Origin of the sequence: Acidovorax sp. Root217 (assembly GCF_001428645.1) — a bacterium.
GTDB lineage: Bacteria > Pseudomonadota > Gammaproteobacteria > Burkholderiales > Burkholderiaceae_C > Acidovorax.
The window spans coordinates 47026-60152 of sequence record NZ_LMIH01000005.1; the positions used below are offsets into that span (position 1 = coordinate 47026).

Annotated in this window: 9 protein-coding genes and 1 pseudogene; 6 read left to right on the forward strand and 4 right to left on the reverse strand. The window is 70.6% G+C overall.

The window, feature by feature from the left end; all coding sequences use genetic code 11:
- The first annotated feature begins 41 nt into the window (after positions 1-41).
- A complete protein-coding gene (locus ASE31_RS01770) occupies positions 42-2027 on the forward strand; it encodes a bifunctional diguanylate cyclase/phosphodiesterase (RefSeq protein ID WP_057199819.1) in 1986 nt (661 codons plus the stop codon).
- 25 nt (positions 2028-2052) lie between these two features.
- Here the strand turns inward: ASE31_RS01770 and ASE31_RS01775 are convergent, their stop codons facing one another.
- A complete protein-coding gene (locus tag ASE31_RS01775) occupies positions 2053-2904 on the reverse strand; it encodes a ChaN family lipoprotein (RefSeq protein WP_057199820.1) in 852 nt (283 codons plus the stop codon).
- Positions 2905-3082: 178 nt separating this feature from the next.
- Between ASE31_RS01775 and ASE31_RS01780 the strand changes: the two genes are divergently transcribed.
- From ASE31_RS01780 to ASE31_RS01790, 3 genes are read left to right on the forward strand one after another with little or no spacing between them, the layout of a single operon-like run.
- The gene (locus ASE31_RS01780; RefSeq protein WP_057199821.1) at positions 3083-6655 is read left to right on the forward strand and encodes an LAGLIDADG family homing endonuclease; all 3573 of its coding nucleotides are present in this window, start codon (positions 3083-3085) and stop codon (positions 6653-6655) included.
- Positions 6656-6698: 43 nt separating this feature from the next.
- The gene (locus ASE31_RS01785) at positions 6699-7382 is read left to right on the forward strand and encodes a nitroreductase (RefSeq protein WP_057199822.1); all 684 of its coding nucleotides are present in this window, start codon (positions 6699-6701) and stop codon (positions 7380-7382) included.
- A 56-nt stretch (positions 7383-7438) separates the two neighbouring features.
- Positions 7439-7948, forward strand: coding sequence for a hemerythrin domain-containing protein (locus ASE31_RS01790; protein ID WP_082604017.1), 510 nt, complete (start codon positions 7439-7441; stop codon positions 7946-7948).
- Here ASE31_RS01790 and ASE31_RS01795 read toward each other — a convergent pair.
- A pseudogene (locus ASE31_RS01795) lies at positions 7929-8636 on the reverse strand (GNAT family N-acetyltransferase); the annotation flags it as partial. The gene ASE31_RS01790 and the pseudogene ASE31_RS01795 sit on opposite strands and share 20 nt — an antisense overlap.
- A 108-nt stretch (positions 8637-8744) precedes the next feature.
- Between ASE31_RS01795 and ASE31_RS01800 the strand changes: the two are divergent.
- Both ASE31_RS01800 and ASE31_RS01805 read left to right on the forward strand, forming a co-directional pair.
- The gene (locus ASE31_RS01800) at positions 8745-10247 is read left to right on the forward strand and encodes a PLP-dependent aminotransferase family protein (RefSeq protein WP_235514223.1); all 1503 of its coding nucleotides are present in this window, start codon (positions 8745-8747) and stop codon (positions 10245-10247) included.
- A gap of 100 nt (positions 10248-10347) precedes the next feature.
- Complete coding sequence (locus tag ASE31_RS01805; RefSeq protein WP_057199825.1) at positions 10348-11415, forward strand: AbrB family transcriptional regulator; 1068 nt, start codon at positions 10348-10350, stop codon at positions 11413-11415.
- Positions 11416-11442: 27 nt separating this feature from the next.
- Here ASE31_RS01805 and ASE31_RS01810 read toward each other — a convergent pair whose 3' ends face one another.
- Positions 11443-11739, reverse strand: coding sequence for a DUF3567 domain-containing protein (locus tag ASE31_RS01810; RefSeq protein ID WP_057199826.1), 297 nt, complete (start codon positions 11737-11739; stop codon positions 11443-11445).
- A gap of 225 nt (positions 11740-11964) precedes the next feature.
- Positions 11965-13110, reverse strand: coding sequence for a DUF3108 domain-containing protein (locus ASE31_RS01815; protein WP_057199827.1), 1146 nt, complete (start codon positions 13108-13110; stop codon positions 11965-11967).
- Positions 13111-13127 lie beyond the last annotated feature (17 nt).

Here is a 13127-nt window from a genome sequence, read left to right on the forward strand (position 1 = left end):
TTGTCGCAGCAAGGCCCGGACGGGTTTGGAAGAGGGATTTCATGCAAGAGTCGGAAGGCCCACGGGCGTTGGTTCCCTGGCGCGTGGCGGCGCTGTACCTCGTGCTGGGCGTGGTGTGGGTGTGGGTGGGCGACCTGTTGCTAGTCCACTGGGTTGCGGACCCGCAGGACCTGACCCGCTACCAGACCTGGAAGGGCTGGCTCTACGTGCTGCTCACCGGGGGGCTGGCCGGCTGGCTGGCGCACCGCGCACGCGAGGCCGAGCAGGCCCGGGCGCGCGTGCTTCAGGACAGGGTCGACATCGCGGCCGTGCGTGCGGCCCTGGCCACCAGCGAAGAGCGCCAGCGCCTGGCCAGCACGGTGGTGGACAACACCATCGAGGGCGTGGTGGTCACCGACGCACAGGGCCGCATCCTGTCGGTCAACGCGGCGTTCACGCGCCTGCTGGGCTATACCGAGACGGAACTGCTGGGCCAGAACCCGCGCGTGTTCAAGTCAGGCCGCCACGACAAGGCTTTCTACGACGCCATGTGGGCGTCCATCCACGGCGCCGGCCACTGGCAGGGCGAGATCTGGAACCGGCGCAAGAACGGCGAGGTCTTTCCCGAGCACATGTCGCTGAGCGCCGTGCGCGACCCTGCAGGCGCGGTGACGCACTACGTGTGCATGTTCTCCGACATCTCCGAGGAGAAGGCACAGCAGCAGCGCCTGGAGTTCCTGGCGCACAACGATGCGCTCACCGGCCTGTCCAACCGCACGCGCTTCGGCGCCGAGCTGGCCGCGGCGGTGGGCGAGGCGCGCCTGAGCGGCGAGCACCTGGCGGTGCTGCTGATCAACCTGGACCGCTTCAAGGACGTGAACGACAGCTATGGCCACGCCACCGGCGACCAGGTGCTGCAGCACATTGCGAAGAAGGTGCAGTTGGCTTTGCGCCCAGGTGACCTGCTGGGCCGCATGGCCGGGGACGAACTGGCCGTGGTGGCGCGCCACATGCGCAACTCCGAGGGCGCAGCCGCCGTGGCGCGCCAGCTGATCGCGGCCGTGGCCGAGCCCTGGCGCTCGCCCGATGGCCTGGAGGTGGTGGCCGGGGCCAGCGTGGGCATCTGCATGTACCCGACCCACGCCGATACGGTGGAGGGCCTGCAGCAGGGCGCGCATGCCGCTGTCTATGGCGCCAAGGCGCGCGGGCGCGGTGCCTGGTGCTTTTTCCACGAGACCATGACCCAGGCCGCGCGCGAGCGCCTGGCGCTGGAGTCGCGCCTGCGGCTGGCGCTGGCGCAGGGCCACATGGAGGTCTACTACCAGCCGCAGGTCGATATCGCCAGCGGCCGCATCGTGGGGGCCGAGGCCCTGGTGCGCTGGAACGACCCCGACGAAGGCCTCATCTCACCCGCGCGCTTCATCCCGGTGGCAGAGACCTCGGGCGTCATCGGCCCGCTCGGCGAATGGGTGCTGCGCGAGGTCTGCCGCCAGGGCCGGCAGTGGCGCGATGAGGGGCTGCCGGACCTGACGCTGGCCGTCAACGTCTCGCCGCGCCAGTTCCACCTGACCGACGTGGCCGGCTGCACGGCCGCAGCGCTGGCCGATTCGGGCTTTCCGGCGGCGCTGCTGGAGCTGGAGATCACCGAGACTGCGCTGGCCGAACGCGCCGAAGAGGCCCTGCAGGTGCTGCTGGGCCTGCGGGGCCTGGGCGTGCGGATCGCGGTGGACGACTTCGGCACCGGCTACTCCTCGCTCGCACAGCTCAAGCGCTTTCCCATCGACGTGCTCAAGATCGACCAGGGCTTTACCCGCGACATCCCGCAAAGCACCGATGACATGGCCATCAGCGCGGCCATCATCGCCATGGGGCACAGCATGGGCCTGTCGGTGCTGGCCGAGGGGGTGGAGACCCCCGCGCAGCTGGCCTTCCTGCAGGAGCGGGGCTGCGACACCTACCAGGGCTACCTGTGCAGCCGGCCGCTGCGCGCGCAGGCGTTTGCTGCGCTGCTCAAGGCCCAACCTGCGTCCGATCACCCCGTCTTCTAGGATTTTTCCTGCGGCCTGCCTGGGGTCACGGCTTTTGCGGGGCATTGCCCCACTTCTCGCGCAGCTCGGCACAGGCATCGCGCGGCGGCAGCGCCGGTGTCGGTGCCACCAGGTCGGCATCGGCATGCGCGGCCGCCGGTTCGCCGCCAGCGCGGGCCACCACCACCTTGGCCGCCACCTGGGTGCCCAGGTGCGTGGGCACGCCCAGGCCGCGCCAGACATGGCCGGCGCCGGCCACGAGCAGCACGGTCTTGCCGGGCTGCAGGGCCGAGGTGGCGGTCTGTGCCATGCTCGCGTCGCGTGCGATCTGGATGCGCGCCATGGGCGCGATCTGCGCTTGCGGCAGCAGGCCGCAGTGGCCGTCGCGGATCTCGGTGTACTGGCGCTGCAGTGCGGGCGCGGGCAGGTGCGCATCCCACTGCGCCTGGCCCATGGCGGCGCGCATCTGGCTGCGCGGCAGGTTGCCGCCCAGCACCGGCACGCCGGCGGCCACGGCCGCCATCACCACCGGGCCGTATTGGGCCCAGGGCCAGGCCTTGTCCTGCCATTGCAGGGCCGTCTGCGCCTGGGCCTCGGTCGCATCGCGCGCCAGCCCGGCGGTGCTGCCGCCCTGTTCTGCCATCTCCATCACCACGGCCGCCAGCGCGCCGCGCGCGGCCAGCCACTGCACGGCCTCGCGCTGCAGGCGCTGGTGCTCGGCGGCATCGTGCTGCTCGCCCAGCAGCAGCACGTCGGCGGGCAGCACTTGCAGCAGGCGGGCGGGCCAGGAAGGGGGCTCCTGGGCCGGCAGGGCTGCGCAGCCGGCGAGTGCGAGGGCCGCCAGCAGCAAGGGGCCCAGCCGGGCCAGGGAGGAGGTGGACAAGAAGCTTGTATGCATGCCGTAATGCTAGCGGGCGGCCATTTCCCGGCCGCCGTGCGGCGCGACCCGCAGGGCTGAGGCCACGGTGGCAGTGTGGCTATCCCGGCGATGTATGGTGCTGCCTTCGCCCCCGCATGACCGGGTTGCAGCGTGGGGGGAACCCCGTTTGTTTGATGGAGCGCAAGGACCTTCAGCCATGAAACGCGAAACATCCAGTGCTTTGACCGGCGCCACCTCCATGCAACCCATCAGCCTCGACGTCCTGCGCGAGAAATACCTCAAGAACGGCGAAACCAGCGCCGACGACCTCTACCGGCGCGTGGCGCGTGCCCTGGCCTCAGTCGAGGCACCCGCCCTGCGCGACAAGTACGAGGCCCTTTTCCTCGGTAACCTGCAGGCCGGCGCCATCGGTGCCGGGCGCATCATGAGCGCGGCGGGCACCGACATCCAGGCCACGCTGATCAACTGCTTCGTGCAGCCCGTGGGCGACTGCATCCAGGGCGTGGACGACGGCGGCTACCCCGGCATCTACGAAGCCCTGCGCGAGGCGGCCGAGACCATGCGTCGCGGCGGCGGCGTGGGCTACGACTTCTCGCGCATCCGCCCCAAGGGCGCGCGGGTGATGGGCACCGCTTCCACGGCCTCGGGGCCGTGCAGCTACATGAACGTGTTCGACCAGTCCTGCTCCACGGTGGAGAGCGCGGGCGCGCGGCGCGGCGCGCAGATGGGCGTGCTGCGCATCGACCACCCCGACGTGCAGGAATTCATCACCGCCAAGCGCGCGCCTGGGCGCTGGAACAACTTCAACGTCTCGGTCGGCGTGCCCGATGCCTTCATCCAGGCCGTGCAGAACGACGGCCCCTGGGAGCTGGTGCACCAGGCACGTCCCATCGAGCCGCTGATCGCCCAGGGCGCCCACCAGCGCGCCGATGGCCAATGGGTCTACGCCACGGTGCCGGCGCGCACGCTGTGGGACAGCATCATGCAGTCGGCCTACGACTTCGCAGAGCCCGGCATCCTGTTCCTCGACCACATCAACGAGGACAACAACCTGCACTACTGTGAGGACATCGCCGCCACCAATCCCTGCGTGACGGCCGATACCTGGGTGCTCACCACCGGCGGACCGCGCCAGGTGGCCGATCTGGTGGGCCAGCCTTTCAGTGCCGTGGTGGACGGGCGCGCCTACCGCGTGGAAAGCCAGGGCTTCTTCCAGACCGGCACGCGGCCCGTGCTGCGCCTGCAGACCCGCGAGGGCCATGCGTTGCGCCTCACGGCCGACCACCGCGTGCGCCGCGTGGCGCGCAAGACGCGTTACTGCCTGGAGGTCGAGTGGACCGAGGCCGCCCAGCTCTCGCCGGGTGACGAGATCGTGCTGCACGACCACCGGGCCCTGCAAGGCTGGGCCGGTGCGGGCAGCGAGGCCGAGGGCTACCTGCTCGGCCTGCTCGTCGGCGACGGCACGCTCAAGGCCGACAAGGCGGTGATTTCGGTCTGGGCGCCCGAACTCAAGGCCGTGGGACAGGGCACCGTGGCGTATGCCGCCACGGGTGCTGCGGGCATCGTGCAGGCCGCCGAGGCCGCGGCCGCCACGCTGGCGCACCGCGCCGATTTCGGCGGCTTCCAGCGCCCGGTGGCCGGGCGCGGCGAGGCGCGCATGGCCAGCGGCGCCTTGCGCAATCTGGCCCTCGGGCTGGGTATGGCACCCGGGCACAAGACCATCACCCCGGCCATGGAGCGCCAATCGTCGGACTTCGCGCGCGGCCTGCTGCGCGGCCTGTTCGATGCCGATGGCTCGGTGCAGGGTACGCAGGACAAGGGCGTCAGCGTGCGCCTTTCGCAAAGCGACGAGCCCTTGCTGCAGACCGTGCAGCGCATGCTGTTGCGCCTGGGCATCGCCTCCACCCTCTACCGCGACCGGCGCCCTGCGGCCGAGCGTGCCCTGCCCGATGGCCACGGCGGCCAGCGCCTGTACGGCACGCGGGCCCAGCACGAACTGGTGGTCAGCGGCGACAACATCGCGGTGTTCGCCGAAGGTATCGGCTTTGCGGACACGGACAAGGCCGAACGCCTCGCCAGGGCCCTGGCCGGCTATCGCCGCGCACTGCACCGCGAGCGCTTCACGGCCACCGTGCAGGCGCTGGTGGACGATGGCGTGGAGGACGTCTACGACGTGACGGTGGCCGACGTGCATGCCTTCGATGCCAACGGCATCGTGGCGCACAACTGCGGCGAGCAGCCGCTGCCGTCGTACGGCTGCTGTGACCTGGGGCCCATCATCCTCACGCGCTTCGTGCGCCACCCCTTCGGCTTCGGCGGGGTTGCGCAGTTCGACTTCGAGGCCTTTTCTGCCTCGGTGGCGCTGCAGGTGCGGGCACTCGACAACGTGCTCGACGTGACCTTCTGGCCCCTGCCGCAGCAGCGCGACGAGGCCATGGCCAAGCGGCGCATCGGCGTGGGCTTCACGGGCATGGGCAATACGCTGGCCATGCTGTGCCTGCGCTACGACCTGCCTGAAGGGCGCGACATGGCGGTGCGCATCGCACAGGCCATGCGCGATGCGGCCTACCTGGCCTCGGTGGACCTGGCGCGCGAGAAGGGCGCCTTCCCCAAGTTCGAGGCCGGGCCTTACCTCTCTGAAGGCACGTTTGCCAGCCGCCTGCCTGAACCCATCAAGGAGGCCATCCGCACGCACGGCATCCGCAACAGCCACCTGCTGTCCATCGCGCCCACGGGCACGGTGAGCCTGGCCTTTGCCGACAACGCCTCCAACGGCATCGAGCCGCCGTTCTCCTGGACCTACAAGCGCAAGAAGCGCGAGGCCGACGGCAGCACCAGCGAGTACGCGGTGGAAGACCATGCCTGGCGCCTGTACCGCGAACTCGGCGGCAACGTGCTGCAACTGCCCGAGTACTTCGTCTCGGCGCTGGCCATGCCGGCCGAGGGTCACATCGCGATGATGGAGGCGGTGCAGCCGTTTGTGGACACGGCGATCTCCAAGACCGTGAACATCCCTGCCGACTACCCTTACGAAGGTTTCAAGGACCTGTACCTGCACGCCTGGCGCGCGCGCCTCAAGGGCCTGGCGACCTACCGGCCCAACGCCATCCTGGGCTCGGTGCTCGAAACCCACAGCGCCCCAGCGACGCTGGCCCCGGCACCCGCCGCGCCGCCGGTGGACCCCATGCGCACGGTGATCGAAAGCCGGCCCAAGGGCGGCCTGTCGGCCGTGGCCGAGAAGGTCGAATACTGGACACAGGAGGGCCGCAAGACGCTGTACCTGCTGGTCTCCTTTCTGCCCGTGCCCACGGGCGTGGGCCATGCCACGGTAGACCGGGCCATCGAGTTCTTCATGCCCGTGGGGCAGAGCGGCGAGTCGCAGCAGTGGATCACCTCCAGCATGCGCATGCTCTCGCTGGCGGCGCGCGGCGGCTTCCTGGAGCGTGCGCTCAGCGACATGCGCAAGGTGGCCTGGGACCGGGGCCCCGTGCGCCTGGGCACGCACCGCAAGGAGGACGGCACGCAGGTGCCCATGTGGCATGACTCCGAAGTGGCAGCCATGGCCTATGCCATCCAGAACATCCTCGCACGCCGCGTGGCCGACCCGGTGCAGCAGCAGTTGCCGCTGGACGAACCGGCAGCGCCCCCCGTGGCGGTGCCCCAGGCCATGGCCGGCAAGAAGTGCGTGGAATGCGGTGCGCATGCCGTGATCCGCAAGGATGGCTGCGACTACTGCACGCAGTGCGGTCACACGGGGGCCTGCGGCTGATGCGCGGCCTCTGCCTGCCCGTTGCCGGCCCGGAAAGCCCAGCATGGCGGTGATCCCCTGGCCGCTGCGGCCCGTGCCCCATGGCGTGCCGCCTGCGGTGGAGGCCACGGCGGCCAGTGCCTGGGCGCTCATGCGCACCCGCCGCACCGTGCTGCCCAAGCGGCTGGTGGCCCCCGGCCCCAGCGCTGCCGAGCTCTCGGCGATCCTGGACGCGGCGGCCCATGCGCCCGACCACGGGCAGTTGCTGCCCTGGCGTTTTGTGCTGGTGCCCGAGGCCGCGCGCGCGGCCCTGGCGGAGGTGTTTGCCCAGGCGCTGGCCGAGCGCGACGAGGCCGCCACGCCGGAGCAACTGGCGCTGGCGCGCGAGAAGGCCTACCGCGCGCCGGTGCTGCTGCTGGCGGTGGTGGATGCCGGCCGGGGCGACCCGCGCATCGACCTGGCCGAGCGCCTGGTGTCCACCGGCTGTGCGCTGCAGAACATGCTGCTCATGGCCACGGCGCAGGGCTATGGCTCGGCGCTGACCAGTGGCCGGGCCCTCAAGTCGGCCGGGTTGCGTGCGCTCTTCGGACTGGGCCCGGACGAACTGGCCCTGTGCTTTCTGAGCATAGGCAGCGTGCAGGCGCGCAAGACAGCGGCCCGCGTGCGGCCGGCGACCACCAGCTATGTGAGCACGCTGGGAGCCGATGGCGTGGTGCTGCCTTTTGAATCGGCTGAGAAGCTGGTCTGACGGTGCTGCTTCCTGGTTTCAACACCCCGGCCGTGGGCTTCGAGGAGCCCTTTGCCATGCTCGAGGCCTGCCACGAGCGGGTGCAGCGCACGCTGGCACTGCTGGGCCGGTTGCGCGCGCATGTAGCGCTGCAGGGCAGCGACGAGTCCGCCCGGCAGGCCGCGCACGACGTGCTGCGCTACTTCGACATCGCGGCGCCCCTGCACCACCGGGACGAGGAACTGCATGTGTTCCCGCCGCTGCTGGCCGAGGGGGACGCCGCGATGGTCGCGCTGGTGCAGCGCCTGCTGCAGGACCACCAGGACATGGTGGCCGAGTGGGCTGCGGCGCGGCAGCCCCTGCAGGCCCTGGCGGACGGCCAGGCCAGTGCCTTCAGCGCGGAGGACGAGGCCGCTCTGGAGCGCTTTGCCCTGCGCTATGCGCGCCACATCGAGGACGAGGAAGGCGCGGCCTACCCGGCCGTGCAGCAGCTGTTGCCACCCGAAGCCCTGGCCCCCATGGGGCGCGAGATGGCATCCAGGCGGCAGGTCATACCGCCACCGGCCCGGCCGCGCGCAATTGCGTGAGCGAGGCGCGCTGCGCGCCCTGGGTGTCGAAATTGGCGGCTGCCAGCCAGCGCTCGAAGCCAGTCTTGATCACAGGCCACTCGCTGTCGATGATGGAGAACCAGGCCGTGTCGCGGTTGCGGCCCTTGTAGACGATGGCCTGGCGGAAGATGCCCTCGAACGTGAAGCCCAGGCGTGCAGCCGCCTGGCGCGAGGGGCCGTTCAGGCTGTCGCACTTCCATTCATAGCGCCGGTAGCCCAGGTCGGCGAACACGTACTTCATCAGCAGGTACTGCGCCTCGGTGGAGATCGGCGTGCGCTTGAGCAGCGGCGAGAACATCACATGCCCGACCTCGACCACGCCGTTGGCCGGGTCGATGCGCATCAGCGCCAGCGTGCCCACGGCCTTGTCGGTGCGCTGGTCGATCACGGCGTAGTGCAGCGGGTCGGTGCTGGCCGCCGCCTGCTCGCAGTGGGCGCGGTAGCTGGCCTCGTCGGCAAACGGGCCGACGCTCATGTAAGTCCAGTCCCGGCCGTCCGAGGCCTTCACGTAGGCGGCATGCAGTTGGGCGGCGTGGCGGGCTGCATCCAGAGGTTCGAGGCGGCAGTGCCGGCCTTCGATGGCATCGCGTGCGGGGCGCGGGCGTGCGCTCCAGCCGGGCAGGGGGGAGCCGACGGGCTGCTGGTAGGCGTTCAGGGTGGAAGCCATGCGGGAGTTGTCCTTTGGGTTGATCAAAGAGGGAAGGGCAGGCTGCACGGTAAACTGGGCGTGGTATTGTGAAAAGTGCCAGTTCAGGAAAAATTTCAGGTGCCACGCATGTCCGATGCCTTCATGGATGCCGCGCTGCCGGCCGAACCCTCGGTTCCCCCAACCCTGCTGGAGCAGGCGTTGGACCATGGCCCGGGGGCCGCGCCCCTGCGGCGCCAGCTGTTCCAGCGGCTGCGCCAGGCCATCCTGGATGGGCGCCTGGCCGCCGGCAGCCCGCTGCCCGGTTCGCGCGCCCTGGCCGAGGGCCTGGCCATCTCGCGCAATACCGTGACGGCGGCGTATGAGCACCTGCTGGCCGAGGGCTATGTGCAGTCCGACCGGCAGGGCACACGGGTGGCAGCGCTGTCGTCGCCATCGGTGGTCGCGTCCAGCCCGCAGCCGGCAGTACAGCCTCCCGCCACGGCGGCGCGCCTGGCGCTCATCCAGCCCAGGGCTGCGCGCCCAGGGCCGGCCCATTGGCTGAGCCCGGGCATGCCCGCACTCTCGCAGTTTCCATTTGCTGCCTGGCGCCGCGCACTCGACCGCGCGGTGCGCGACGGCGGCCCTGCCGCCCTGGGCTATGGCGATCCGCTCGGCGAAATGGTGCTGCGCACCGCCATCGCACGCCACCTGGCGCTGGCCCGGAGCGTGCGCTGCACGCCGCAGCAGGTGGTGATCACCGAAGGCGCGCAGGAGGCCCTGGTGCTGTGCGTGCGCCTGCTCACCAACCCGGGCGACACGGCCTGGGTGGAAGACCCCGGTTACCGGGGCGCCCAATCGGCCCTGCATGGTGGCGACCTGCGCACCCTGCCGCTGCGGGTGGATGCCCAGGGCCTGGTGGCCGACGAAGCCGACTGGCGCACGCGCACGCCGCGCCTGGTCTACACCTCGCCCTCGCACCAGTACCCGGGCGGGTCGGTGCTCTCGGTGGCGCGGCGCCTGGCGCTGATGGAGCAGGCGCGCCGCCATGGCGCCTGGATCATCGAGGACGACTACGACAGCGAGTTCCGCCATGCCGGCGAGCCCATCGCCGCGATGCAGGGGCTGGCTGATGGTGCGCCGGTGCTCTATGTGGGCACCTTCAGCAAGACCATGTTCCCTGCGCTGCGCATCGGCTTCGTCGTGCTGCCCGAGGCGCTGCTGGCCGCCGTGCGCCCGCCCTTGGCCGAGATGCTGCGCGGCGGCCAGCGCCACGCCCAGCTGGCGCTGGCGGACTTCATCGACAGCGGCCAGTTCAGCCGCCACCTGGGCCGCATGCGCCGCCTGTACCGCGAGCGCCAGCACCAGCTGCGCGCGGCGCTGGCGCAGCACCTCGTGGTGCCGCATGGCATCGAGGGCGGGCACTGCGGCATGCACCTCATGGTGCGCCTGCCGCCCGCTTACCCGGACCAGGCCATTGCCACCGCAGCGCGCGGGCACGGCATGGCGCCCGCGCCGCTGTCGGCCTTTGCCCTCCAGCCCCGGCCCGAGGACAACGGCCTGGTGCTGGGTTATGGCCACACGCCCGTGGAGCTGTTTGCGCCGCTCGTGCAGCGGCTGTCGCAACTGGCAGGAGACGTCCGCCGGGCGTGACCCCCCGCCATGTGCGATGCCTGCCATGCCCCACGGGCAGTGCAGGGCTTTTGGGCGCATCCGAGTGCGCAAGCGATACTCGCGGGTTGCTGTCTTTCGTATGCGTACTTATTTTCAATTCACCAGCCGCGTGGTGCTGACCCTTGCCGTGGCATGGGCTGCGGCCGCCGCCTGCGTCGCCCTCAAGACCCCGCTGCCGTGGATGATCGGGCCGCTGCTGGCCACCTCGCTGCTGTCCATCGCCGGTGCGCCCACCGAGAGTTGGGGGCCGCTGCGCAATGGGGGGCAGTGGACCATTGGCGCGGCCCTGGGCCTGTATTTCACGCCCCAGGTCATGGGCCTGGTGGCTGGCCTGTGGTGGGCGATTGCGCTGGGCATCGTCTGGGCGCTGGTGCTGGGCTGGCTGTTCGGCGCCTGGCTGTACCGGGTGCATGCGCCGCGCATGCACGGCGTGCCGGCCAGCATGATGCGTGCGACCAGCTATTTCTCGGGCGCCATCGGCGCCGCGTCGGAGATGACCCTGCTGGCCGAGCGCGAGAACGCCCGCACCGATCTGGTGGCCGCCAGCCACAGCCTGCGCCTGCTGATCGTGACCATCACCATCCCGTTCGCGCTGCAGTGGAGCGGGTTGCACGGCATCGACATCCTGCCGCCCGCCACGCGCGTGGTGGACTGGCCCGGCCTCGCGCTCATGGCCTTGCTCACCGGCGCGGGCGCCCTGGCCATGGACCGGCTGGGCCGTGCCAACCCCTGGTTCATGGGCGCGCTGGTGGTGTCCATGGGTTTTGCCATGGCGGGCATCGGCTTCTCGGCCGTGCCGCAGTGGCTGGTGAATGCCGCACAGCTGGTGATTGGGGTCAGCCTGGGGGTGCGCTTCCGGGCAGATTTTCTGCACACCGCGCCGCGCTGGCTGGCCAGCGTGGCCGCGGGGACGCTGGGACTGATGGGCATCTGCGCACTGTTCGCCGCCGTGCTGGCCTGGGGCACGGGCCTGCCCTGGGTGACGCTGCTGCTGGGCACCTCCCCAGGCGGCATCACCGAGATGGCCATCACGGCCAAGGTGCTGCAACTGGGCGTGCCGGTGGTCACGGCCTTCCAGGTGTGCCGGCTGATTGCCGTACTGATCCTGGTGGAGCCACTGTTCAGGCGGCTCTATCCGGTGGAGTGACCGCTGGCGCCCGATTGCGCCGACGGGTCAGTGGACGACGACGGGGTTCTGTGCCAGGCCTGCATAGCGGTCCAGGGCATCTTCCACTTCTTCCTGCGTGGGGGTGTCGCGCTGCCAGGCCAGGATCTGCTGCTGGAACATCTCTGCCCACGATCCGTCCAGGTACACCTCTTTGCCCGAGCGCTTGTCCACGATCTCGAAGCCGTGGCGTGCCAGCTGGGGCTTGGGTGGTGCGGTGTCGTTGAGTACCTGGCCAACGGACTCCCGGGCGTCGGGCAGCATATGGACCACCACAAAGGATTCGGAGTCGTAGAGCATGTGCATCGTGTTCCCTTTGTCGATATGAATGTCAGATGACAGCGGGTCGGCAGAGTTCAAGGCTTGTGGGCTGGCCCTGCGTGGTAACAGTATTTCACGAATTGTGCGAAGCGGTGGTTCCGCAGGGGTATTTCGCAGGCGGTGGGGATAACGCAACACCGGCGCAGGCGCGGTTCCTACTTCCACTTCGCCAATTCGGCCGTGGGCCAGGGCGCCATGGCCTACGGCGGCTCAGGGCTTTTCACTACCGCGCAGCAACAGGTCCGCAAAGTCGCCGTTGGATTGGGTGAGCTTGATGCGCGCGGGCAGGTAGCCCAGGCTGGGCGCAAGCCACAGCTCGGCCTTCTGGTCGTAGTCGCGCCGGGGCAGGCGCAGCAGCTTGAGGGTGGGGGTGGCGCCCACCGGCAGGTTCAGGGTCTCCGGGGCCTCGATGCTGAAGGTCCAGCGGTCGGCATTGCGGGCGCTCACGGTGGTCAGCGTGATCTGCGTGCCCGGGGTGTAGCGGGCCGGGTCGGCCGCCAGCATGGACGCGAGCTGGATGAACATGCTCAGCCTGTCCTGCGCACCGGGGCCGATAGCGGCCTGCGGCGTGTTGGCGCTGAAGGTCACGCGGCCCTGGGCATAGTCGAAATGCGCGGCCTGCTCGCTGCGCGAGCGGTCCCCGAAGCGCTCAGGCTGCAGGCCTTGGGCGCTGACCAGGCCCGTGCTGCGCTGGGTGCGTGAGCCGATGAGGAAGGCGCTCACCTCCTGGCGCGCCTCGTAGCGGCTGCCGTCGTGCTGCCACAGCAGCTCGGCCCGGGCCGTGTAGTCGAATTTCTTGACTTGGCCCTTGACCTCGTAGGTCAGGCGCACCGGGGGCGGAATCTGCACCGGCGGTGGCGTGGCACTGGCGTTCTGGCCCGTGCCGCTGCCGGGCGGTGCGATGTCGATGCCGGCGGCCGTGGGGTTCACCTCTGCCGGGGTGGACGCGGGTGCGACTGGTGCGGATGCCGCTGCCACGGCGGCAGAGGCTGCGGGCTCGGGCGTGGCAGGAGGGGGGGGCGCCGCGGCCGCCGTCTCCATCGCTGGCTCGGGGGGCGCTACAGGCTCTGGTGCTGCCACTGGCGGCTCGGTGGGGGGGGCTTCGGCGACCGGTGCGGGGCGCGGCGGTCTCTTGCGTGGCATGGGTGCCGGCGCGGCGGGTGGCGGGGTGGCCGAAGGCGTGGGTGTCGGTGCAGGTGCGGCCACGGGCGCGGGTGCCGCCGCAATGGTGCGCGTGCTGAACACCTGACCCGTGGGAGCGGCCGGGCTGTCCCACACCAGGGGCACGCCTTGGAGCAGCAGCCAGTGCAGCACCAGCACCAGCGCGGTGAGGGCGATCAGCGCGCGCCGGGGCATCAGCGGGGCTGCCCGTG

Coding starts and splice junctions, on each gene's coding strand:
- ASE31_RS01770 (WP_057199819.1), top strand. CDS start 42: ATGCAAGAGTCGGAAGGCCCACGGGCGTTGGTTCCCTGGCGCGTGGCG.
- ASE31_RS01775 (WP_057199820.1), bottom strand. CDS start 2,904: ATGCATACAAGCTTCTTGTCCACCTCCTCCCTGGCCCGGCTGGGCCCC.
- ASE31_RS01780 (WP_057199821.1), top strand. CDS start 3,083: ATGAAACGCGAAACATCCAGTGCTTTGACCGGCGCCACCTCCATGCAA.
- ASE31_RS01785 (WP_057199822.1), top strand. CDS start 6,699: ATGGCGGTGATCCCCTGGCCGCTGCGGCCCGTGCCCCATGGCGTGCCG.
- ASE31_RS01790 (WP_082604017.1), top strand. CDS start 7,439: ATGCTCGAGGCCTGCCACGAGCGGGTGCAGCGCACGCTGGCACTGCTG.
- ASE31_RS01800 (WP_235514223.1), top strand. CDS start 8,745: ATGTCCGATGCCTTCATGGATGCCGCGCTGCCGGCCGAACCCTCGGTT.
- ASE31_RS01805 (WP_057199825.1), top strand. CDS start 10,348: ATGCGTACTTATTTTCAATTCACCAGCCGCGTGGTGCTGACCCTTGCC.
- ASE31_RS01810 (WP_057199826.1), bottom strand. CDS start 11,739: ATGCACATGCTCTACGACTCCGAATCCTTTGTGGTGGTCCATATGCTG.
- ASE31_RS01815 (WP_057199827.1), bottom strand. CDS start 13,110: ATGCCCCGGCGCGCGCTGATCGCCCTCACCGCGCTGGTGCTGGTGCTG.